The following is a 22,387-nucleotide window of genomic DNA, read 5'->3' as shown; positions in this document are numbered from 1 at the left end:
CTATGACCAATATTGCAAAAGTTGTTGAAAAAGTTGTTGCAGAATATTCTGAAGAGAAAAAAGCAGAGGTTACTGATTGGATACTGAAATTGGGTGTTCGACCTGATGACCCTTTGTTTAACCTATATGCGGAACTGGGTACAACTCAGTTTGCGTTGCAGCAGCTACCAGGTAGGCTTGACTCGCTTGTGGTGGGTTGGACTGACATGGTAGACGATAAGCTTAACAGTGCTTCTAAGGTGGCTATACAACAACAAAAAAGTGCGATCGCAGAAGCAGCCAAGGAACTAGTTAAGATGACTAAACAAGCTGGTGGGGCCTTACCTCACTTAAATCTAAGTAATTGGCGATTAGCACAAGTGGCGGGGGTATTGGGTTTTGTACTGGCTTTAGGGGCTGCAATTGGTGTTTTTACATACAAGACCATCGCTGGAAGTGTAACTTTTCAGCAGGCGGCTTCTGGATCTGCCATCTTACAACCCGAAGATAAAAAGCTTCTGGATTGGGCTAAATCCAATGAAGGTAAGATAGCACGTAGTATTTATGTTAAAAACGCCGCCATCATTAAAACTTGCCGCCAGCAGAAGAAGTATTCAGGTGGCTGCATAATTGCAGTTGATTAATTTTTTAGGCAACCCAGCCTTTGTATCCCTTATTACTCGTTTTAGCTGTATCTTTTTGACTTTTTTGGTTTGTTTTGACTCTTGTGTGGGTTTCTTGAGTAACTTCTTCTTCGATTTTCATGTCTGTAAAACTGAGGATTCCCAGGCGGATTGCTTCGCGGATAGCGTTTAACCTATCTTTGACTCCTAGTTTGATAAATGAATTATGTAGATATGACCTTACTGTACCTTCAGAAACATACATTACATTGGCAATTTCATTATTTTTCATGCCTCCGGCAGCTAATTGAAGAACTGTGATTTCTTTATTAGAGAAATCACTTAACAAATCTAGTGCATTTCTATCGGGTGTGTCATTTGACCTGAGACTATCGATCAGAATACGATTAATAGTTGGGTCAATCCATGATTCATTATTGTACGCAGCCATTACTGCTTCAACGAATCTTTCTCCTACTTCTTCTCTAAGGCTATTTTTAGCATAGTAGCAGTCTGCGCCATTACTAATTGCCGCGTTAATGGTATCTCGGCTGCTATTTGCAGTTATAACCACAATTCTAATTGATGCGTGTTTGGATTTAATTGTGCTTATTACATCAATGCCATCGATATCAGGTAAATCAATATTTATAATTACGATATCTGGCTTTTCTTTGTCAACAATTTCTATTCCTTGTTTTCCGTATTTGGCAAGGCCACAGACTTGGATTGCACTAGTTTCAGATAATATTGTTGCCGCGCCAATCCTAGATATGTTCTCATTTTCAATGATGACAACATTAATAGGTTTCATATTATATGCTTTTTTGGTTTGGTATTGTCCCTGATAATAATACTTATAGCACTTACCTTTTTTAGAATTTTCAATCTTTACAATTACTATAAAATAATTAGCTTATTTAAAATTTTTATTATTATTTGTAAAAACTTTACAAAGTAATTGGGTGGTTTATGTAGTTTTCATTAAGCAATCTATTTACTAGATGATTTTATTTATCAGTACTGGTTTTAATAGTTATCAGCGAATTGATGGAGGAATAAATAATTTTTTATGAAGAGCAATAAAATTTTAGGATGGATAGAAAAGATTGTTGTTTGGTCTTTAATGGGGATGCTATGTTTGGTCGGGTTAGGCAGATTGCCTGTTAACCCGACGAGTTTGTTTGACTTTACTGCGTCTTTTTACTATTTTGCTGTTGCGGTTGTTATTTGTCCTAAGACCCCCCTGAGTTTTAATAAAAAGCTGATTTTTGGATTTATAGCTTTTATGTATGGCGTGTGGTTTGGGTTGATTTAATCTAGCTCTTTAGCAGAATCCTGGTTTTTGAATTGTTGTTGACTCTGTTCGCGGCGTGCTTGTTGCTCATTGAACAGAGTCTTGAAACGTTCAAATTCCTCTTTGGTGAGATTATTAATGGTGATAGAGTACTCTTGTGAGTTATTGTCACGAGATGCCAAGAGTGCTTCTCGACTTTGTTCGGAATTAGGCAAATTTCTATCAAGGCTAAGAGTTTGCGAATCTTCTTCTAATTTTAGACTTGCAGTATATGCTTCACCTTTATAAATGATACCTTTTGTCTCTTTATCTGATTTTCCAAATATATCTAAGCGGTCTAAAATTACAGGAATAACAAACTGTCTAATTTGAGAATCGGCGGTAAGAGATTGTACTCTATCTTCTGGACTCTCTTCTACTGGGTTGCCATTATTGTCGTCATTTTTATTTGTGGGGTTTTTTAGAACCTCTGGTTCAATTGTCGTTCGTGTAAACTGGCTTGCTTCGGCTTGTGAAGATGACTCTTGATTAACTTGATTAACAAAAGTGATAGGTTTAATTTCTGTAGAGGTTACTTTTAACTCATCTTGCACTACTTCACTGATTCTGTTAATTTCCGAATTCAATCTTAGCACAGCCTCTTTTATTTCCTCAGCAGTTGGAGGCTTTTTTGCAGATTCTTCAAATTTATCATCATGGATGTTAAGCTGTTTGATCAATTCTCTGAGGAGACTAGCTTGCATCGCTGGAGTTAAACCTTCTACTGGAAGTTCGATTAGTTCTTTCATACTAAAAATAAAATTACCTCTCCACTAAATCTTTTTTGACATCTTTGAGAGCATTATCGATACGGGAATTCATGAGTTGAAAGTCCTGTAATGTTTCATCACTGATGTTACTTACTTGGGTTCTCCCTTCTTTGATATATAATAATATCTTGTCATTTTTATCTTTAACTAAGTAGATTTTGTCTTGGGCTTTTGTAGCAATTTGGTATTTTTCTGTTTGTACTGACATAATACCATTGATATCTTCGTGTCCAATGATTTTAACTAAATCTTGGGCAATACTGGTCATTTTATTAATTTTTTCTAGCTCCTTAATATCTCGCTCCATTGCCTTAAAAGCGTTCTCAAGACTGATATTTTCTTTGATGTATAAATCAGTTACCTCCTGAATTCTATTGAGATATGTTTCTGATTTACCGAGCTTTTCAGATGCTACATACCAGTCTTGAAGATTTTGCACTGTATTAGCTTTCATCCGCTCGATAATGTTATCCATCGCTCCAACCTGCTGTATTCTTGGTTGAGAAGGTGATGTGAGTGCTTGGTCAATATTTGGTTGTTGACTTTGTTGTGGAGAGAAAATGCTCTTGTCATTAGTAATAAATGGGTTATGTGATACTTGTGTATTGGAAGAAATAGTGTTGGTACTAATTTTGATATTTTCTATAGGATTAAATACAGCGTATCCTTGGGAAGTTTGTTCTATTTTGTACCCTTTTTCTTGAAGATAATTTTGAACTAATTGATCGGTTCCTTGTGCGTTTCCGACTATGAAAGAGCTTTTCGCTTCTATTGCCTTATCAAGTAACGGTTTGTAGTGATTTTCAAATGTTTGAGCAATTTGCTCACTTGTCACTCCGCGCCACGGGCCAGACCCGGATACCATAATGATGTCGTCTTTCGAGTAATTTCCTGTGTTGGCGCGTTCCCTCCATGCTTGCTCGTAATTCCGAGTGCTTGAAGGTGTTTTGGGGGGCGCAGTTGATTTACCGATAAACTGGGTAGCTATTTGGGCCATCGCAATATCTTTTTTCATATGTTCAGCGACGGCGGCGTTTATGGGTTCGAGTTGGGACAGTGGATTTGTGAGTGGCAGAGCAGTCTGTTCGGACTTTTCCTGCTGGGTTTGTACTGTAGTTTGTTGTGACTTTTCAACTACATTGGTATATGCTTCGCTGAGGGCTTGAATAAATGCGGATTCTTTACCCTTACCTTCCCACTGTTTATCCTGGGCGTTAGTTATATTGGTGAGGCAGTGCGTTGTGGGGGTTCCCCCCGTTGTAGCAACTGCCGTACAGTTTTCCAGCCACTCAGTTCCTCCACGTTTGGCGATCGCCTCTGTTAGCCGGGGGTGTTGTTCGAGTTTAGCCTGAAGCACTTCTACCATTAACTTGTATTCATCAGCTGATGGATGCAACTGCTTTTTGTGATTAAATGCGTGTTCTGCGGATGCGTATGCTACTCCTTCAGGTTTTTGGCTGTGGTTCTCTACTCCATACTGCCCGGCGGGGGCTTCTGGATTATTATTGACTGAAACTTGGTAATCGTTTTGTAGCTTGCCTTGTTCTTTTGCGAATGCAGTTGCAAGGCTGAGTGCTACTCCAAGTCCATCTTTGGAGTCGGGGCTGATATTTACCGGAGTGAGAGTTTGTTTTTGGATGGCTGGGAATGGAACAATTCTGCCATTGACATAATCCCCTAGCGGCTCCATGAATAAGCCATATACCTGACTCTTACTCGCCTGTGCTTGAGTAAGTTCTTTCGGTGAATGCTTTTCCCATTTCGCCCAGGCTTGCTGGTAACTTGGATCTTGAATCATTTCAGGGGTAATTTTGTACTGCTTACCCACCCGGAAAGCAACTTGCTCGCCGTTTTTACCTTGGGCGATCGCAATATCTCCCTCTTTGACACCATAAGTTTTCTGGTAATCTACACCTCTGGTGTTGTGTATCCTACCGTGTCCGCGCATGGCATCGATAGTTGTATCAGCTGGTACTTTGGAAGGTTCGCCGTGCAGATGCAGCGAATAAACCATTGGTACTGGTTTTCCAGATATAGTCGGGTTGTCTGGAATCTGAGGGTTAGCAGCGCGTGCCGCAGTGGAATTGCCGATGGCGATAATTTCTTCTACAGTTGGTTGGTTTAAAGGGTGTGAGGGTATGTTTCGGGTGACTTCTCTGAGGCTTGTATAACTGCGTTCTACTTTAATTTCTCCCCCAAGAGTCCACTCGTTAGTTTTGATAGTAAGGTCGCTGCTGCTTTGGACTATCGCACGAGGAGGTTGGTTTGAGGCGAGGAAGTTTTCAAATTTTTGGCGAACGCTGTTTTCTCTGCCCAGGTCATTTTTAATTGACCAGATGTTGATAGACCATCTGCCAGCCTCAGTATTGAGCGCAGCGTGTTCGTTCTTGCAGTTAAAGCGGGTTACAGTACCCGACTCAAGTTTAAACTCTTGGTATGGTGCGTCCTGATTCTCCTCCCTAGTCCATGCCATTCGTTCTTTAGCAGCGCGATACCCCCAATCAGAATTTCCGATATTAATGCTGCGGGCTTCCGTCGCGGCGTAGGAGTCATCGCGGTGGTAGTTGATGCCAGCACCGGGGTTCTCGGAGTAAGTTACCAGCACAATATCAGCATCAGGATATACTTGTTTGACAAGTTCCATTAACTTGTTGTCCTGTACCCCTGGCTTGAAGTCTTTGTCTTTTAAATCCCATTTTGCACCGACCCATGCAACTTGTCTCAGTAGTGCGTAGTTGGATTTATCGTTTTCAAGTACGGGTTTGAGGTGGGTTTCAAGGTGCGATCGCAATTGTTCTACTTTTTCCTTGCTTACCTTACCCAATATTTCGATAGCTTTGGTTTGATCAGCTTGGCCCGAGTTGGGTAGTAATATTGCTTGATTATTAACTTTTGATTGTGTACCTGTTAATACTTGTATCTCAACCGCGTTTTGATAAACTTGTGAAATACCTGCAACTGTAGCGTTAGTATCTGATTGAATGTTAGTTGTATTCTTTTCTGGTACAGCTTTTGCAGGAATAATTGGTATTGGAGAATCTTCTTGATTAAGCTCTCTGGGACGGTTAGGTAGTGCTTGTAGAGCTTTTTTGTACTCACTATTTTCTGGAATTTGGTTTAATTGTAAAAGACTACCTTCATCTGCAACTTTTTGATTTAACTCTGCACTAAGCTGTTCGTAGCGGTCAAATCCATCAATTTCACCGATATTAATCGGTTCTCCAAGTAAACTATTTAGTTCTTCGTTTATTTTTTCACTAATCTCATTTTTATTAAAAATAAATGTAGCTGTGTTACTCTCAATAAAATAATGATTTTCAGTAGATTTTGATTCTAGCCAAGTAGCTACAGCGATCGCGTCTTGTGCGGGAACTACTAATCCGAGAGCTTCTTTAGTTTCTAAGAGCGATCCATCTGGGGAACTATATTGTTGGTTTTGGTTATAAAAATATATAGTTTGTTCTGGAACGACTGGAGTGGTTTTTGATGGTGTATCTGCACTCTTGATATTACCATCAGCCCGGTCAATAAAGGTTTGTTTTAGTTCGTCACTAATGGTACTTTCATCGAGTACGAATACAGTCATACCTTTTTTGGCTTCTAACCGAGCTTGTGATCCGGGAAGCTGTTCGTATGATACTCCTACTTTTTCTAGATACTTTTTAGTTTTGTCGGCTATATTTTCGTCAACTGCTAATCCTAAAAGCCCTACTAATTTTTGTTCTTTATCTTGGAACATGATTGGAGGACGTTCATTAATTTTACCGACTATTTGGTTGCGTTTTTCTTGCTGTTCGTTTCTGACAGGCTGTTCATTACTGATAAGTTGACTGCGCTTAACCCATTTGTCAGGATACTGTACTGTTTCTGGATTAATAGTTATTTTACAGGTACTTTCATTACTGGTAATCTCTACAGGGATAGTAGTTCGTTGTTGGTTTAAGCGAATAATACCTGTATCAATTAGTTTTTGTACAGTGCTACTTTCCTTCCTTTGCCACTGTCTTTGTACATTCTCTCTATTTAACTCGGCTTCGAGGCGTTCAGTATGCTGACCAATAATACCGAGTGATTGAGCACCAATTTTAGCAATATAAACGTGCTTTTTATCAAATGCTCTAACTAAAGTTTCTTTAAATGCTTGGTTGCTAATCTCCTGTTTTTTGTACTTGGGATTAGTAATATTAATTCGTAAAAAATTTCCCTTAGATGTCTCTGCTATTGCATAGGCATTTTGTCCGGTGATGATAGTTTGAATTTTAATCTGTAACTGTTGCCCATTACCAGGTTTTTCTGCTATCCAACCTTCAGCAATACCCTCTTTGATTGATTCCTTATCAATGTTGCCTAGTTTCTCAGGTTTATTACTATTTTGAAGATAAATGCTATAGTCTTCACGAATAAGATCAACCTTTTCAATTGTTAACATTACAGGTTCATTATTGAACCTCTGGGAATTTCCAAACTTATTAACTTCACCTACTTTGAAGGTAAGTTCTGGTAGTCCGGGTACTTTGGTTGTAACAGAGGTGGTATATACTTCACCTTTTTCAATACTGGCAATACCAGTAGTACCAATTGGTAGTCGGGCGTTACTTTGTTCTATATTTCCAAATGTTTCGTAATTACCTTCCTGATTCTGCAGTTCAATGACACTTTTTCCATCTTCAGCTAGATTAAATCGAATATTTTGAGGTTGGTTTTCATGAAATAATTCACTACTACGGTCGAACCCAGTGATACTAAATTCGTTAAATCTGAGTGTGCCTAACTGACCGATAATCTCTTGAGGGAACGACGCAAAGGCAAAATTAGAAACTTTCTTTTGGTAATCGCTACCTTTATCATTACTACTCTCACGAGTAGTTGATACTGCCCAGGTAGCAGCTGCCATTGCTAGCTTTTGTCCTTCTGGAATTGAATTGTAAAATTCTTCTGCTATCTGGTAGGCTTTTTGGTAAAGAAGCTTAATTTGACCTTCGCTTAGTTCAGCTTGAAAGGCTATTTTGTTAGACGTTACTTCCTGTCCAAGTCCAATTCCTATTTCTTCAGGTTTGTTTTCTTGCTCCTTAGCAAGTGTTCCCAATGCCATAAACTTAGGTTTACCGTTCTCAGTCTCATCGTTAATTTGGGCATAAACTACATATTTATGCGGGCGGTTACTGTTGCGCTTGTCTTCAGATATTTCTGATAGCTTGATTGTAACTTTATTAGCTTTCCAGATAAATTCGTTGTCATACTGTAAAAGGTTAGTTACACTTACTTGATTGCCGTTAGCAAGGGTAATATTTGCAGACGGCCCTTTTTCAGTTTCTTTTTGTCTAGATCGCTGACTCGCTTGGTTAAAGGATTTGTCAAATTCTTTTTTGACAAGAGTAGCTCTTAATCGCTGTTCATTAGAAAACTCGACACCTTTAAATAAAGCTTGAAATTGGGCGATTTCACGCGATTCGAGACGAGATTTTTCAAAATACTGGTTGGTTTGAGCAATTAGTAATTCAACAGGCGAGTATCCCGTGGGTTGAATTGTATTGTCAATATAAACATCTTTTTTCTTATCCTTAATATAGTTAACCTCCCGGTGGAGAATCCGACTGTTATTGCGGATAATTTCCATTTCGGGTTTTTTGGCACTTTTGAAGAGGTCAACTGCAATTTGGTTTTGAAATGCTGCCTCGGCAATCATTTCGCGGTATATCTGAGTGTTAGTGTTCATTGCCACCAGTGCATTGACCAGGTTTAGGGGTTCTTGCCGAACAGTTTTGATAAACTCTTCCATGTAACTGCGATACTTGGTCGGAACCTCCTTCCCTTCAATACCCTTGGATTTTGCCCAGGCTTCTGTTTTAAATAAATCTTCGTAGTGTTTGGCTACCTGCTGTACGTACTCAATTTGGTCTTTTTCACTACCAAAGTTTTTCAGGATAGTAATTTCTGACTCTAACGCCTCAATTGAGGTCAGGTGATTGTTGATAACACCGACACTAATGCCATCGCTCATGTGGATGGCGATTTCTTCAAATTCCGGCTGACTGCCATCTTCCTGGTAAAAAGATTGTTTTTTGAGTTTAACAGTTGGATCGTAAGCGTTTTCAGGCAGGTTGCGCTCCCTTGCCTCGGCAGTGAGGTTTGGATACCTGCTTGCCCGCTCGAAGCCAATACAATCACCATCGTAGTCGCGTGCCTGCCGCTCTTGTTCGGACTCTTGAGGAAGAATTTCTAATTCGTAACCAGCTGACTTTAGTTCTGAAATATACTCATTAAATTTGTTGGTAAACTCGATTTTGTCTTTAGTTTCGAGCTTGCTGATATTTTTATCTAAATAATTTTCAATACCTTCTAACTGAATATTTTTACTTTGGGCTTCGGGTAGGACAGATTTAATTTGCTCGTTTAGACGGTTATAAATGCGATCGCTTGTTTCGTCCGAGACAGCGATCGCACCTACAAGAGCTTTACCATCAGGCCCAAGGACGTCTTCTACAACTTTGTTAGTTGAGACGCACAGACCATTTGAGTTGAGGAAGGGTGAGCGGAAGTTGAGAACTTCTTCCCCGTCTTGATAATGCGGGATGCAGATTTCCCCATTTTGCAGGTCTTTGGAGGGAATGACCATTGCCCGCTCAAATGTGAGCGTCTTGCCGATGGCGATTTCTTTCCACTCGTTTTGGACGAACCGGGCAAGTTCGCGCTGTACTTTCTCAGTTTCAAGAAGTTGACCCTCTTCTTGCAGGTCAGCTTTGATAAGTTTGTAAATAAACGAGTCAGTAGCAATGCGATCGCCTACGGCGGGCGCTCCCGCGCCATCGCGCAAAGTTTCTAACTCTTCTACTACTGTTGGATCTTTTGCTGCTTGTTCTTCTAGCGTGGTTGCTTGTTCTTCAAGAAAAGCTTTCCGTTTCTCGTACTTTTCGCAGTAAAGTTGTGCAAGTTGCCGGGGGTCGTCCTGTACTTCCTTAAGCTTTTTGGCTTCAAGTTCTAGCTGTTCGGTAAAGTCTTTCAGCCCGTTAGGGAATGAAGCGAGTAACTGCGAGATAGCTGTTTTACCGAGTTCAGATTGTGATTTTTCACCTAGCCAGATATTTTGCCTGTACAGTCCAGGTTGAATTTGGGGCTTGCTTGGCCCATTAGGGTTGTCTTTATCAGTTCCCTTGAATGCAGATAAGGGAAGAATTAAGTCAATTTTAGTTGAGTTGTTGGGATCTGAATAATTGAGGATTTGGTCAAGGTTTGCAGGGCGTAGTGTACCTTTGCCAAAGCGGTATTTGTTATCGTCTCCGTCTTGGTCAGTCCAGCCGAAACGGTGCTGAATTACTCGATATTTATCACCTTTTTGATGTTTTGTTAATTCGTGATATAGGTCTGTGGATATTTGCCCGTAACAGTCTCCGGTTAGCCGATATGCTTGGTCATTACTAATAACGCTGCCATTTTCACCATTACTGTCATCAACAATTAGAATATTTAACTCTTTATTGACGCTATTTTTACACGAACCGAGAAAAATAGATCCGTAAGCACCTCTATCTTTGTTATCAGGGCATAATTGTTTAATTCTATCTAGACATTTTTCAGGCCCATATAGCAACCGTGTTTTTGATGATAATAATAATTTGTGACCTTCAGGATGATTAATTAATTGTTCCACACTAGACTTTTCGTCCATATGTCCGAACGAAAAGTTAACCCCACGAAAGAAATGTTCTATTAAGGTATTATTAAGTTCTTCTTTTAACAGTGAAGCTGGATTAACCGTATTACCATCTGTATGAATCCACTGATTTAACCTAGTGTCAAAATGTTTAGCTTGAATTGTCATATATAAACAATTAAACTTATAAATTTAAATATAAATTTTTACTTTTTGGCACTAAAATACCCTTAGAGCTTGATTTTACTTTCTCTATATCGGTAATTTATTAAACAATTTTCTAATTTCTATTTCCAAAATAAATGTAATTTTTAATACAACCTAGTGTAGCTATTACTTAGATTCAGTCTCCTGAAGACCTATTCGGCGTGATCTCAAAATTTAAGTATGAAAAAAATATACAAACTTCTCAATTACTTCTTGCTTAATGCTGAATCAGTAGTAACATTCTTAATGTTTGCCATTGTGCCGATGTTTGTAGTTTGAGAGAGAAAGCTAAATTAGTGTGGCAGCAGGTTGATAATTTTATGTCTTTGGATCTGTACTCTGTTCTAGCTATTATTTTTATTTAAAGTAACTAGAACAAAGTGGCTTGAGATACAAAGCTTGACTTCTCAGTATACTGAGCAAGATTCAAGTAGGATTCCTATATAAAATACATAATTTTGTATAGTGTTGTAGACGTTCTGCGTAATATTTAGCTTTAAGTTGGTTCTCTAACTCTTCCAATTTATACTAAATCCGGTTTCCATAAACCCCTAATAAATTAAATAACATTTAGCCAATGATAATTAGTTAGATTTCTAATTTCTTCTTTCATTTCACTGAGAATATTACAACGCTTTACTAAGACTTGTTCCATTTCATCAATTGTTTCAAAGTATTCATTTACTAAAGGTTCATCCACTAAAGTCCATAGTCTTTCGGCAGGCTGCAATTCTGGGGAGTAAGCTGGTAAATAGTCTACTATTATTCCTTCATGAGTTTTTAATTTTTTACTTCGATGCCAGCCTGCATTATCTTCTACTAAGAAGACCTTTTTTTTTCAGAAATTGCAGCATCAATCGCAAAGCTTTCATAGACCAGATTTAACCATAAGGTATTGACTCTAGGAATTAAATACCATAAAGTTTCTCCAGTCTGAGGTTTCACAAATCCATAAACATATAACCATTCATAACGATGACTAACTATCGCCCTTGGTCTTTCCCCAATTTTTGCCCAAACTTTTCTTAAAATTGGTTTTAATCCGACTCGGTGTTCATCAAAAAACCATACATCAATCTCAGATTCTGGATATTGTTCTTGTAAGGTTTTAATCTTTAATGGAAACGTTTGAATAAATTCTGCTTGTTCTAAGGGATTTCCTTTTTTATGTTTGGGTCTGGGACTCTGACATGAATATCTCAGCTTTTTTAAGTAATCCCATCCCCTTTGATTCCAAACTTTTTCTATTTTATTTTCTTTTTCTATCCAACGAGCTACTTTTGGTCCAGTCCAGATACCCCCATCTGCCGGCCTCGATTCTAATTCTTTCGCTAATTTTTCTAGTTGTTCGTCACTTAAGAGCGATTTCTTCCCTCTTTCTGACCGATGATGTTGATTTTTAAGATTTTTGACTCCTTCTGCTCCTAATTCGTTATACTTTTTGAGGATTTTTTTAGCATAATCATAATTTATGCCTACGGCGAGCGCACTATTTTTGATACTCCAATTCAAAGAGACTTTCCAAAGTAAATGCCATCGTCTCGATTCCACAGCATCTTGACTTTTGAGATACTTCTGCTTTAGTTCATCTGAATTAAAGTGGTTGGCTAAGTACGCTTTTTTAGGCATCTCATTTTTTGAGGTTATTTTTCCTTGATTATAAGTGGTTTATGATAACCGGACTTGGTATTAGATGATTTTATAGGTTCTAAACCTAAATAATTATGATACGCCTCATTAGCTTCATTAAGAACACTATGAGATTGATATGATGCTTCGTTTTTAACCATAAACTCTATCAAGCTTTCTATAGTGTCACCCTGCCAAGAGTCTGAAATCTTATCTTGAAATCTTCCTCTTTTAGTCGATGTGGCATTACTCCATAAATCACCAAAGGGTGCATCTTGATTTTTAAATTGTTTGAGCCATTCTCTAAAACTTATGGTCATTTTTCATTTCTCCCTAGTCGGTTTTTAGCCTGTTGGCATACCTATCAGAGCAATTCGATCGTAACCGTCACAGCGTACTGGTAGATAAAGCAGCTTTACAGATAAGATAATCCTGTATTTCAGTATCTATATTTTGTGGCAGTAATGAAGTAAATTTTCCCTTTTTGCTGGTTTTATGAGTCGATGGGTATAATTTCATCACTGTTGAAAACTTCAACTGTAGTATTTGGACTGTTCATATCTGTGGTTTGTTCGAGTAGGCGTGTTGCTTCCTCAAGCAATGTGCTTGCGTTGTGAAGCAGTGTTCGCACTTGGGTTAACTTGTTCCGCCGTTCGATACCAAGTTGTGCTTCTATATACCGCGCATCATGCTGATGGCTGAGGTGAATTACCCGTACTTCTTGTTCTTTCTCTGAAGGTGCAAATATTGCGTTTTCGGCGGTTAGTTTATAGTACGAGTACGTACCACTCGGCCGTTTGACATTGTAGATGTGGAGTTCGCAACCAGGTGGCGCGATGTACTGTCCGTCGAAGTTGGTAAGTCCAGTACGAATATTATCCAATGTGGTGGCGATCGCCTCAATGGCGGGGATAACACCTAACGATTCTGGTGATTGTGGGCAACCGCGCCTCATCAGCATCATGATAGCGGCAGAACGACGGGTTAGGCGAATTTGTTCTTGATACTGGCGCATTTGTTCTTCCCGAATACGAACAAGTTCGAGTTCTTCATCGGGGCTTAGTTGAACAGCACTTCCACAAATTTTGTAATTTAAACAGTCGGCAGGGTCTATGCCTGGGTATTGCATCATGCTGGCACAGTCAAAGCCAAGTCCGCATTTTTTCTTGGGCATAGGTTACATCCTTTAGTTCTAGTTACTTTTATAATTTAATATAGCTAGAACAAGAAGGAGTTATTTCCTATGGAGTTATCGGCGAGATAAAGGATATTAGGATTTTTGCACCTGAGCAAGACATCGTTTCTACGAAGTGTTCAAATTTGAATACTTCGTAAAGACGATAGTAATTCCCAACGGCTTTGTATTTACCCACAGTCAGAGAGGCACTGTGGATTAAGTTTTCTCTACCAACAGATTTACTATTGCTCAATACCTCTTTGTGATCGCAATTTATTCATTAACGCTTGTTGGGTAAAGACACGCAAGCTTTCAATCTGCTCGATTTCGTTTGTTGTTAGTCGAGTTGGTATCTCTTCGTACCAGTTTCCCTGACTATAGCAGGTTTGCATCACAGGAGTATTATCCCCATGACGGTAAACAGTCAGAATATTGGCATCTAAGCTGGTACTCAATTCCCGTCCCTTGATACGGAAATTATTGGTAACAAGCATATAGTCAGTGATTGTAGAAGGCAGATGTTTGAGGTTAGAAGGGAGAAGGTTAGGAAAAGGGGGAGTAGGGGAAGATTGCTCAGCGGATAGACGGTTTTCTTCTGAAATATCCTGTTGTGGATGTTGCTCCTTCAGATACGGCTGTACTTTTTTCTTAACCTTATTTGCTTCCGACGTGGGTTTATCTTCTAATTTTGGTTGTATTGTCGAAATTTGATCTGGATAATTACTATTTAGTACTTTTGTACTCTCAAGTATTTTGGAATTACTATCGGTATCGCCATTACCATCACTTCTACTGCTGCTAGTAGGTTTATCAGCATACAAGTACTCATTATTACTTATAGTATTAATATTTATGCGGTTAATTGCTCTGGCTTTAGCTTGTTGAATTACTTCCTTATCTTTCTCTTGGTCGTATGTTATTCCGTATTCAGACAGCAGTTTGTTCCAACTATAGGGTTTGTATATTTGATAACCAGCGATTTTCACATCATTATGGATGTAGGTAAAGCCTAGTAGTTCCTCCCCCCGCATTTTAGGCAATACCCCAATGTTGTTTTCCTCCAAGCGTTGGATGAACGTGGAGACAGTGGGACTATCCTTGATGGCTTCTCCTATTGCTTGGCGAATAATTTCCTTACTTGTTGGGGTTTTGTGCTTACTATTGACTGCTCTAATACTTTTCGAGCGGTTGGGGCTGGTGAGTGCAGTTATGCCATACTCTTGCTGTAACTTAAAGGCGACGGCTTCATTCGTTGTCGGTGTCACCTCTAACCCTAGTTCCGCCGCGATGCGTCTAGTTGAGACTTGGGAGTTGAAATAATCATAGGAATCATTAACTAAACTGCCATCTAACCGAATTCGGGAGGCGATTATATGCAGGTGTTCGTGGTCGCGATCGTGGTGGCGTATTGCAACGAACTGACTCGTAGCTGCTACAGATGATTCTTCCTTCGGTAAGTATCCCATATCTTTGAGATATTCCCTTGCTACATAGCTGTACTGACTGTTTGATAAATGCTCATGATAGTTGGGGCGGTGTGCTATTGAGATAATGAGGTGGGCACACTGCCGCTTAACTGCTTTTTTGGTGTACTTGATGTTGAGAAACTGCTGGTTAAATTCATCTGGGTTTGTTCCCATCATATTAGTATCGACCATCGCAGCATCATCTTTCCCCAAGACATACTTGAGCGTGTCGAGAAAATTCGGTTTTTTATAGATGACGGGAATCAAATTGAGGGAGTTGAAAGTGGGTATATAGAACCTGTAATGCCTTATTTATCTTGGCTTGAGGGTGATTTTTCTGGAACGTCTAGGTTAAATGCAGCTGCGATAGTCTGATCTACGAGTGCGATCGCATTATTGACAGTATCCAAAATTTGCTGGTTGTTTGTTTCCTTTGCTAAGTGAGATAACATCATCAGTTCGCTTTTGAGGTTTCCAGCAGTAGCGCGGATAGTTATCAAGTCGGCAGATGGTTTTGCCGTTAGTACCCGCCTTAACCCACAGGAACGTAAATATTCAGATGCAGTTACCCCTGTGGCGATCGCTTTTTCCTCAATGGTAGTTTTCTCTTGCTCAAAGAGGTATACCTTGATAGATTTGGTTCGCTTTATGGAGTTACTTACCATACCTTCTTTCACTGCGGGACTGAGTGGCATAGTTAGAGACTGCACTGAGGGACTTGGGGATAACCGGAAATCTGACAACAGTGTGTGGTTTCAATTGGGGACAATATCGCTGCTATTTTTGGTATAAACTATACTGCATTTAGATGCCGACAGTGAGAGTACTGTAACTATTGTGATATAAATACCATGAGGTTAATATCTTGTGGTTCATCTTGTAACTGATACTGAAGCCCTAAACCTTATTGTTAATTCTGCAATTGCTGGGATGTAGTGATTGTAGGGATTATATGGCTATGTCGCCAGCGTGCGAACCGACAGGTCGGCGCTTCTCTGCCAGACGCTCCGCGAACGCTATTGCGTAGTAGGTACTATCCATAACAGTGGATTCAATTATACGTAATTACAACTATTTGTATGTATTATTTTTTAATCTATTTATTTATCAAACAGTAAATATAGGACAAAAGTAGTATTTTGTGCTACAAAATAAGACGATTGGTATTAAAGGACTGTCAATTAATCTAGTTTATTGATAATAACCTTAGTGATAAAATGACCCTACTAAACATACCTTGTTTTAGTTACAGGACTGTACGGCGACAGCAATAGTCTGTTGTGGAGTGCAACTGTAGTAAATCAGATACAGAGCGGATTGTGGGGTTCTATCCTAAGTTGATTAACTTCGACGTAATGCTGAAATAATTGGGTTAATTTGCCCTCAGAATACCTCAATTATGGGGATTGTTAGAGTTTATTTTTCAGTTAATTATTTATTTTGATTGACAAAAATCAAACCCAATTTCACTTAATTGGGGTAATTAGTGTATCAATTGGGGTAGTTCGGAGTAAATACGGGGGTGAGTTCTCCCACCGTATGGTTAAAGTAAGAGTATTGACAAATAGCTTACTGAGAAGCTTGATTTGCACGTTAATAGAAGAGAAGCTATGGCAAGAGCTAGTAAGCCAGCTGATTCGGTTGAGTTGGCGCGTATCATGCGGAATAAAGATATAGAGGACGGTATAGTAATTAGCTATCTCCAGTCAAAGAAGCGAGGGCAAACTGAGTTAGTATGTGAGGCGCTGCGGGCGTATTACTTACCATTTGCGCTATCTGCTGCGGGGGTATCTGGTGTTGAATTGCAGTCAGCCCTTCATGATGCGATCGCGCAACTTGAAGTTCAGATAATTAAGATGAAACGGACGTTTGGGATGGAGGGGTTGCCCCAGATAGTTCTTGTTAATCCTCATAGTGGAGTTTTCTCGCAAGGTGCAATTGGCTTACAACCAACAATTGGAACTAACGGAGTAGGAGTTACTCCCGTTTGGGCTAATTTAGTTCCTCCTTCGGTTTCTTTTTTTAATGCCACTGAGCCAAGTCCTGATTCATTACCTGTTACGGCAGAACCAGTAGGGTCAAATGTTTTGGGAGAAGATTCCGAAGATGATGATCGGTTCTTTAATGATGATGAGGATGATCCAATTGCTAAGGCAGAAATAGAAGTTGATGCAGGATTTCGCCTGGAGTAAGGGGATTATTAGGATATGGGTGTTAGATGTTGGAGAACAGCCATAACACCAATCCTGCGGCTACTTGCATGATGGATAACTGCGGCTACATCTACTAATTCATGCTGTAGTTATCTCCTTGTCCTGTTTGTCTTTGTGGGTAATATCTCCTAGAGTGCAATCACGTAGCGGGTGCTATTGCCACGAAAGGAAAAATAAGCATTCGGTACTTCTCAGGAGCGGTCATTTTATTCTTAAAACAACATAAGGTGTGAAGTATGCTGTGTCCTTTTTGTACAATTTATATTTCAAAGCATACGCAGGATAGAAGCGGCAAGGTGTTCAATCTCCTTGCCGCAGGAACCAAGCTTCAATTTCTGCAAAAGTTAAGAAGTCCAGGTGGGTTTTCCCTAGTACAGCAAGGCGGAAATAAACAGACCATTAAATCGCCAAGACTTTACCCTTGTATGTCCACTTAAAAGGTTTAGCCATTCTTTGATTAAAGTAGTCAATAAATTGGAGGATTCGATTTTTTAAATCATCCTGACTGGCGAAACTTGCTCTTGTGAGTAACTTGCGAACCAAAATACTGAACCAAATCTCAATTTGATTAAGCCACGAAGAGTGTTTAGGTGTGTAATGGAAAACAATTTGATGTGTTGGGTCACTTAAAAAAGCAGCACGGGATTTCATAGATTTGAGTATGCCGCTTTTCCCTTTAATACCCAAGTCAATATCCAAACCTTCTTTTTCTGCAACCAAACGAACCAGAGATTCAGACTTATGAGTGTTCAGACAGTCTAGTCCATAATCAAATCCCATTTTTTGGCATTAGGGTCAGCTTGAATCGTCCGACGAATATGAAGGGCAAAATCAACTTCTGTCCTGAAATCTCCACAAGTTGGCTCAACAATCTTACCAGTAGCAACATCAATATTGGCTATCAAGGTCTGCGTACCATGACGAATATATTCAAATTCCCTTCTTTCCACTTTACCCGGCCGCATTGGTAAGTCTTTTTCTAGACGCTCAGTAGCTTGAATACCTGTCATTTCATCAATCGATATTGTGCGCTCTCCGTTTTGAGCACGCTCAATGGCAGTAATGTATAAACAAGAGGGGAAAAGGTTAAAGGAAAAAGGGGAAAGGGATGAACAAGTCGCCCACAATCCTACTCGCTTTTTACCTTTTCCCCTTCCCCTTCTTGATAAACGAGCCATCTGCCGATTCATATCTAAATTCCAGGCGATTTCACGATGATTTTGACCCTCAGATGCCATGAGAATTATTTTCGCTCGTAGCGCTATCTGTTGCGGCGTGTTGTGTCTGTTGATCAACTGTTGGAGTTGATCCCGCTCGCCATCGCTTAAATTTAATATTTTAGGAGTTAATCTAGTCACACCCTGAGTTTTTGATACGCCCCCGAAACTGGTTTTAACCTGATTATTTATTCTCCCACCAATATGGTCTGTTTATTTCCGCCGACTTGTACTAGTTTTTCCAACTAACATTAGGTAAAAGGCCCCAGTACCAGAGTAACCTCGGACTGCTTCATCGCTTCCAGCGCTTCAACTTTTACGGATTCCCACACCTCGGCTCGCGCTTTTGGTTGCAAATCTCACTGAACAGCTTGATCCCGCCGATATGCCCAGGCTGTTGCTAAACCAAAAACAATGCTTGCCCACAATAACCAGAGTATATGTAACCAGATATGCTGATCGTAACCTTCCAAACCAGCCGCCCAAAGTGTCAATTGTTGATAGTGGAAGAACGGCGAGAATGCAACTAAATCCTGAACGAAGGAAGACTTAGAAAGAGGAAAAGCACCACTTGTTGAAAGACCAATTGGAAGGGCTAGACCAGCAACAGCATCATAGCTTTTAGGATCAATCAAATAGCTCAATCCTAACCCCAATAAAGCAAATGGAATAACTCCAATCAGTAGACTCAAAAACAGAAGTATCCATTCTCCAATGCTTGCTTGAACTTGATGTAATCCACCTCCTAAAACAAGAATCAATAATAAACTTACTGCACACACCAACAAGGTAGTGCAAATCTTGACTGCAAGATATATTGCAGGGGGAAGAGGTGTTGATCGTAAAAACCTTGACCAACGGTCTCTGCGTTCGACAGCAACTCGCTTACCTAAACGATCAATCGCTACTGTTAGCAGTAAGATCCCGCCAAAACTTAGGATTGCCTGTTTTGCAGAATCTCCTTGACCTGGGAGAAATGCTGAAAATCCAGCGAAAAATAGAATTCCTAGCAAGAAAGTAGGTGTACGTAGGATTTGTAAGCCTTCTGCCCACAGTTGCTGCTTGAATAGAGTTGTGAATCTTTGTAGCTGCGATGGTACAAGGCTCGGCTCCATCTCAATCGATTCAGCAGGAACAGGAGTTGCAGCAGGAGTATCGCGCAAAATCTGTTGGCTTAATTGCCCACTTGCAGGAGCCTCAGTGATTTTGTGTAGCGTGACGATCCGAGTTGCTAATTGGTTCAACCGATTGAGATCAGATTCAGAATGAGTGACCATGAGAACTGTAACCCCTCGTTCTCGGCAACGTGCAACCTGCCGCCAGAATTCTTTATATGCATCTTCATCCAGATTTCTTGTTGGTTCATCAAGAATCAGAAGTGCTGGCTTGCCTGCTAACGCCTTACCAAAGTACAGGCGCTGTTTCCCCCCACCCGGTAATTGTGTAGCCCAAGTATTCTGCTCCTCATCTGTCAGATTAACTGCACGGATAACTTCTTCTGTTGAGAGAGGATCTGGGTAGTAGCTGCGTACAAGTTGAATCAGTTCTTTAGCTGTCATGTTTTCAGGAAGGCTAGCTTCCTGGAAAACTACGCCGATACGAGTTTTAGATTCAGGAAGGTGAGGAGAAAGTCCCATCAATTGAACCTCGCCACTGGTCGGTTCCAATAAACCTAAGATAATTTTCAACAGAGTTGTTTTACCTGCACCGCTCTTTCCCTTCAATGCAAGGAACTCACCCGGGTGAATGGTTAGATCGATGTTTTCCAAGACAGGCTTTTCACTAAATCCTTGAAAAAGACCTTGAGAGAAGGTCTTAGAAACTTTATTGAGTCGTATTAAAGCCATTGCTGTTTCTTCCATTAATGAAGGGATATGTGTAAGAGGAACCAAATTCCTGCGGATATGCCCACCGCAGGCAGCAAAGGAGTTCCCAGCAGTGTTGTAAGTAGGACTAACGCTGCTGTACCGCCAGAAAATGCGAGAAAATCATCCCCTAGTGACGCAGCAGGGATTGGATTGTCTAAGCAGTAGCTCAGTAAGCAGACATCGCTTCCTTGGGAGAAGATAAAGAATGTTGCTAGAATGCCAACTAAAAGAAGTCCTGCTATAATCAGCTTGCCGGGAGAACCCGAAAAAATGCGAGAAAGCGAAGGAAAGAAAACAAGCTTTGGAATATCAGGGGAATGTGGTTGTTGAATTTTGGAAGTAAAAGACTCAGAGAGCGCATTTTCAGGCTGAGAGGTCAAATCGGAAAACATATTGGAATTATCTGGGTTTGATTGCATAATGTTCCTTTTAACGTGAACAATCGTATTTAATGGGCGCAGACAAGAATTGTCTAACCAAGGGTTTTCTTGACAACGAACCAGGCCAAAGCACCGGCTCCGACTGCAACGATGAGCGGTGTCCCCAGAATGGCTGCAATAACTCCAGTAGTGATTCCAGCAGTTTTTGCAATTCCATCAGAATTTTTTGAAGTAGAGGGTACCACAGGCGTAGGTTGCGAAACTCGGCTCGGAAGTGTGGTTGGATTGCTAGGTTTAGAAGCAACTACACGGGGTTCAAACTTTGAGCAGTACTCTGGAAGCGGTGTATTGAACCAATGCACCATAGGCGAACAGGAATGCTGAATCTGCAAAGTAGTTAGACCAAGAATCAGCGTCCATAGAAAGAAACCAGATAGCAATATATTTGTCCAAGAGAAGGACAAACTATATGAATACTTTGAAGAATCTGAGAGAATCTGCATAGATTAATAGTGTGTGGCGTTGGTAATTCAACAATCAGCAGTGGAGAATTTTAACGAAAGGATTTGCACCAACCTCAGTGCAGGAATATAAGACACTAAGGTTATGCTATTAGAGCTATCAACTTAGAGAGAGTCAATGAATGAGAACTGTGATAATGGTGATGATAATTTCGAGCAAAACCATATTGTGATCTCCTTGGTAAATTATTGATTTGAGCGAAGCTCTTTGCTCCACCCAAGTAAAGGTATTTCTGCACCGCAGGAAGGTATGAAGTTTTGATCTTGCTAACCCAAATTGAGGTGAGGTGTGTTGGGTTTGAGAATGCTACTTGGGTACTGAACGCTGCTAGCCATTCCTTCAAATACACCCTGCTATTCTCCCAGCAGATTTAACGGACATATTGAATTGAATTAGCTTTGCAAGATATAAGGGCACATTAAGCCCTCACAGCCACTTCTCTGGAGCGACAAGAACATATCTGTGAATCGTCATATTTCTTAAAAGATCTGTGATCATAGAAAGTGTGACCACAAATACAAATTTGCACGTCAAAACCCTCTTTAAATGCACCACAGTCACACAACATACATTGGTATGGACCGCTCACGATGTTTGACTCTTCAAGAACTAACTTGTCTTCAGATTCTGCAATTTTGTCTTGACCTATGGACATAACAATACCCTCAGATAAACGTCTATTGACCCTAGATACATAAACTGCTTTCTAAAATCCAAAATCTATCGGTGTAATCTGCGATGAGGAGGCAAAATCACAAATGCCTATATTTAACCAGTAGGTGATCGCAGAGATTTAACCCGATGTATCGAATATATGTCTTAGTACTGGTATAAGTTTCAGTCCTTTGCTTTGCTTACACTCTTATGTATCTATTTGCAGTTACCACCCCTGCAAAATGGAAACCAGCTGAGATATATGTCATAATTTCTACGTATCTCGGTTGGTTTCTTAAGCTTCACAGGCACCATCGGGAGGCTCTACCCCTAAGACGCTGCTCCAATAAGAAGGAAAAACAGCAGTATAGCGACAATGAAGCCGAAGGGTCCCATTATGAATGATGCCACCAAGCCGAGGGAAAGCAGGATACAGAAGATAGCACTTGTTCCATCACCACCCTCTTCCTCAACTACTGCTCCAATGCCAACAATTAAAAAAACCACAAATAAAATGGTTAGTATAACCATAAGCCGTTCCTTGGATTTCAGTCCTTTGCTGTGCCTACACTCTTATGTATCTATTTACAGTTACTACCCCTGCAACAATGAGTGCTGAAAAAGTCCGCCGCGCTCGGGATTTTCAGCACTCATTGTTGAAGTTAGAATTACTGGAAACTCTATATCTAAGGAAT

The 22,387-nt window shown here is 40.1% G+C and carries 17 protein-coding genes and 1 pseudogene; 4 read left to right on the top strand and 14 right to left on the bottom strand.

The window, feature by feature from the left end:
* The first annotated feature begins 2 nt into the window (after nucleotides 1-2).
* Nucleotides 3-623, top strand: a complete 621-nt coding sequence (locus FNW02_RS06180; protein WP_191756671.1) for a DUF6753 family protein — start codon at nucleotides 3-5, stop codon at nucleotides 621-623.
* Nucleotides 624-627: 4 nt separating this feature from the next.
* On the opposite strand, the gene FNW02_RS06175 is transcribed toward FNW02_RS06180, so the two are convergent.
* On the bottom strand, nucleotides 628-1,416 hold the full coding sequence (locus FNW02_RS06175; RefSeq protein ID WP_191756670.1) for a response regulator: 789 nt from the start codon (nucleotides 1,414-1,416) through the stop codon (nucleotides 628-630).
* Nucleotides 1,417-1,674: 258 nt separating this feature from the next.
* Here FNW02_RS06175 and FNW02_RS06170 point away from each other — a divergent pair, with 258 nt between their 5' ends.
* Entirely contained in the window at nucleotides 1,675-1,920 is a 246-nt protein-coding gene (locus tag FNW02_RS06170) for a hypothetical protein (protein ID WP_191756669.1), read from the top strand.
* Here FNW02_RS06170 and FNW02_RS06165 read toward each other — a convergent pair.
* The 8 genes and pseudogenes from FNW02_RS06165 to FNW02_RS06130 form a co-directional block, all read right to left on the bottom strand.
* Nucleotides 1,917-2,687, bottom strand: a complete 771-nt coding sequence (locus tag FNW02_RS06165; RefSeq protein WP_191756668.1) for a hypothetical protein — start codon at nucleotides 2,685-2,687, stop codon at nucleotides 1,917-1,919. The two genes, FNW02_RS06170 and FNW02_RS06165, sit on opposite strands and share 4 nt — an antisense overlap.
* A 13-nt stretch (nucleotides 2,688-2,700) precedes the next feature.
* Nucleotides 2,701-10,527 carry a hypothetical protein gene (locus tag FNW02_RS06160; protein ID WP_191756667.1) on the bottom strand — a complete coding sequence of 2,609 codons (7,827 nt, stop codon included), beginning with the start codon at nucleotides 10,525-10,527 and terminating at the stop codon, nucleotides 2,701-2,703.
* 598 nt (nucleotides 10,528-11,125) lie between these two features.
* Nucleotides 11,126-11,338, bottom strand: a pseudogene (locus FNW02_RS06155) (IS630-like element ISAva6 family transposase); the annotation flags it as partial.
* Between the two features lie 47 nt (nucleotides 11,339-11,385).
* Nucleotides 11,386-12,195 carry an IS630 family transposase gene (locus tag FNW02_RS06150; RefSeq protein WP_191756666.1) on the bottom strand — a complete coding sequence of 270 codons (810 nt, stop codon included), beginning with the start codon at nucleotides 12,193-12,195 and terminating at the stop codon, nucleotides 11,386-11,388.
* A 14-nt stretch (nucleotides 12,196-12,209) separates the two neighbouring features.
* Nucleotides 12,210-12,515, bottom strand: a complete 306-nt coding sequence (locus tag FNW02_RS06145; protein WP_191756665.1) for a hypothetical protein — start codon at nucleotides 12,513-12,515, stop codon at nucleotides 12,210-12,212.
* 173 nt (nucleotides 12,516-12,688) lie between these two features.
* Nucleotides 12,689-13,369, bottom strand: a complete 681-nt coding sequence (locus FNW02_RS06140) for a hypothetical protein (RefSeq protein WP_191756664.1) — start codon at nucleotides 13,367-13,369, stop codon at nucleotides 12,689-12,691.
* A 245-nt stretch (nucleotides 13,370-13,614) separates the two neighbouring features.
* The gene (locus tag FNW02_RS06135; protein WP_225225465.1) at nucleotides 13,615-15,105 is read right to left on the bottom strand and encodes a relaxase/mobilization nuclease domain-containing protein; all 1,491 of its coding nucleotides are present in this window, start codon (nucleotides 15,103-15,105) and stop codon (nucleotides 13,615-13,617) included.
* 41 nt (nucleotides 15,106-15,146) lie between these two features.
* Complete coding sequence (locus tag FNW02_RS06130) at nucleotides 15,147-15,533, bottom strand: plasmid mobilization protein (RefSeq protein ID WP_225225464.1); 387 nt, start codon at nucleotides 15,531-15,533, stop codon at nucleotides 15,147-15,149.
* Nucleotides 15,534-16,448: 915 nt separating this feature from the next.
* On the opposite strand from FNW02_RS06130, the gene FNW02_RS06125 reads away from it, so the two are divergent.
* Complete coding sequence (locus FNW02_RS06125; RefSeq protein WP_191756663.1) at nucleotides 16,449-17,030, top strand: hypothetical protein; 582 nt, start codon at nucleotides 16,449-16,451, stop codon at nucleotides 17,028-17,030.
* 420 nt (nucleotides 17,031-17,450) lie between these two features.
* Here the strand turns inward: FNW02_RS06125 and FNW02_RS39485 are convergent, their stop codons facing one another.
* From FNW02_RS39485 to FNW02_RS06105, 4 genes are all read right to left on the bottom strand, one after another.
* A complete protein-coding gene (locus FNW02_RS39485; RefSeq protein WP_431356797.1) occupies nucleotides 17,451-17,831 on the bottom strand; it encodes a transposase in 381 nt (126 codons plus the stop codon).
* Nucleotides 17,810-18,409, bottom strand: a complete 600-nt coding sequence (locus tag FNW02_RS39865; RefSeq protein WP_348535368.1) for a transposase — start codon at nucleotides 18,407-18,409, stop codon at nucleotides 17,810-17,812. The genes FNW02_RS39485 and FNW02_RS39865 overlap by 22 nt, the downstream gene beginning before the upstream one ends.
* Before the next feature lie 218 nt (nucleotides 18,410-18,627).
* The gene (locus tag FNW02_RS06110; RefSeq protein ID WP_191756662.1) at nucleotides 18,628-20,115 is read right to left on the bottom strand and encodes an ABC transporter ATP-binding protein/permease; all 1,488 of its coding nucleotides are present in this window, start codon (nucleotides 20,113-20,115) and stop codon (nucleotides 18,628-18,630) included.
* A 14-nt stretch (nucleotides 20,116-20,129) separates the two neighbouring features.
* Nucleotides 20,130-20,555, bottom strand: a complete 426-nt coding sequence (locus tag FNW02_RS06105) for a hypothetical protein (protein WP_191756661.1) — start codon at nucleotides 20,553-20,555, stop codon at nucleotides 20,130-20,132.
* Nucleotides 20,556-20,624: 69 nt separating this feature from the next.
* Between FNW02_RS06105 and FNW02_RS06100 the strand changes: the two genes are divergently transcribed.
* Nucleotides 20,625-20,900: a hypothetical protein gene (locus FNW02_RS06100; RefSeq protein ID WP_191756660.1), complete on the top strand. Its 276-nt coding sequence runs from the start codon at nucleotides 20,625-20,627 to the stop codon at nucleotides 20,898-20,900.
* 1,122 nt (nucleotides 20,901-22,022) lie between these two features.
* Here FNW02_RS06100 and FNW02_RS06095 read toward each other — a convergent pair.
* Nucleotides 22,023-22,223 carry a hypothetical protein gene (locus tag FNW02_RS06095; protein ID WP_191756659.1) on the bottom strand — a complete coding sequence of 67 codons (201 nt, stop codon included), beginning with the start codon at nucleotides 22,221-22,223 and terminating at the stop codon, nucleotides 22,023-22,025.
* Between the last annotated feature and the right edge of the window lie 164 nt (nucleotides 22,224-22,387).

The sequence above is a fragment of the Komarekiella delphini-convector SJRDD-AB1 genome (assembly GCF_014831675.1).
Classification (GTDB): Bacteria; Cyanobacteriota; Cyanobacteriia; order Cyanobacteriales; family Nostocaceae; genus Komarekiella.
Note: the sequence above shows the minus strand (reverse complement) of the source record. Positions and strands in the feature narration are given on the sequence as shown.

What these genes read in the sequence shown, in the direction of transcription:
- FNW02_RS06170 (WP_191756669.1), top strand. Translation starts at nt 1,675, where the DNA reads ATGAAGAGCAATAAAATTTTAGGATGGATAGAAAAGATTGTTGTTTGG.
- FNW02_RS06165 (WP_191756668.1), bottom strand. Translation starts at nt 2,687, where the DNA reads ATGAAAGAACTAATCGAACTTCCAGTAGAAGGTTTAACTCCAGCGATG.
- FNW02_RS06180 (WP_191756671.1), top strand. Translation starts at nt 3, where the DNA reads ATGACCAATATTGCAAAAGTTGTTGAAAAAGTTGTTGCAGAATATTCT.
- FNW02_RS06125 (WP_191756663.1), top strand. Translation starts at nt 16,449, where the DNA reads ATGGCAAGAGCTAGTAAGCCAGCTGATTCGGTTGAGTTGGCGCGTATC.
- FNW02_RS39485 (WP_431356797.1), bottom strand. Translation starts at nt 17,831, where the DNA reads ATGGGATTTGATTATGGACTAGACTGTCTGAACACTCATAAGTCTGAA.
- FNW02_RS06150 (WP_191756666.1), bottom strand. Translation starts at nt 12,195, where the DNA reads ATGCCTAAAAAAGCGTACTTAGCCAACCACTTTAATTCAGATGAACTA.
- FNW02_RS06145 (WP_191756665.1), bottom strand. Translation starts at nt 12,515, where the DNA reads ATGACCATAAGTTTTAGAGAATGGCTCAAACAATTTAAAAATCAAGAT.
- FNW02_RS06160 (WP_191756667.1), bottom strand. Translation starts at nt 10,527, where the DNA reads ATGACAATTCAAGCTAAACATTTTGACACTAGGTTAAATCAGTGGATT.
- FNW02_RS06105 (WP_191756661.1), bottom strand. Translation starts at nt 20,555, where the DNA reads ATGCAATCAAACCCAGATAATTCCAATATGTTTTCCGATTTGACCTCT.
- FNW02_RS06130 (WP_225225464.1), bottom strand. Translation starts at nt 15,533, where the DNA reads ATGCCACTCAGTCCCGCAGTGAAAGAAGGTATGGTAAGTAACTCCATA.
- FNW02_RS06110 (WP_191756662.1), bottom strand. Translation starts at nt 20,115, where the DNA reads ATGGCTTTAATACGACTCAATAAAGTTTCTAAGACCTTCTCTCAAGGT.
- FNW02_RS06095 (WP_191756659.1), bottom strand. Translation starts at nt 22,223, where the DNA reads ATGGTTATACTAACCATTTTATTTGTGGTTTTTTTAATTGTTGGCATT.
- FNW02_RS06140 (WP_191756664.1), bottom strand. Translation starts at nt 13,369, where the DNA reads ATGCCCAAGAAAAAATGCGGACTTGGCTTTGACTGTGCCAGCATGATG.
- FNW02_RS06175 (WP_191756670.1), bottom strand. Translation starts at nt 1,416, where the DNA reads ATGAAACCTATTAATGTTGTCATCATTGAAAATGAGAACATATCTAGG.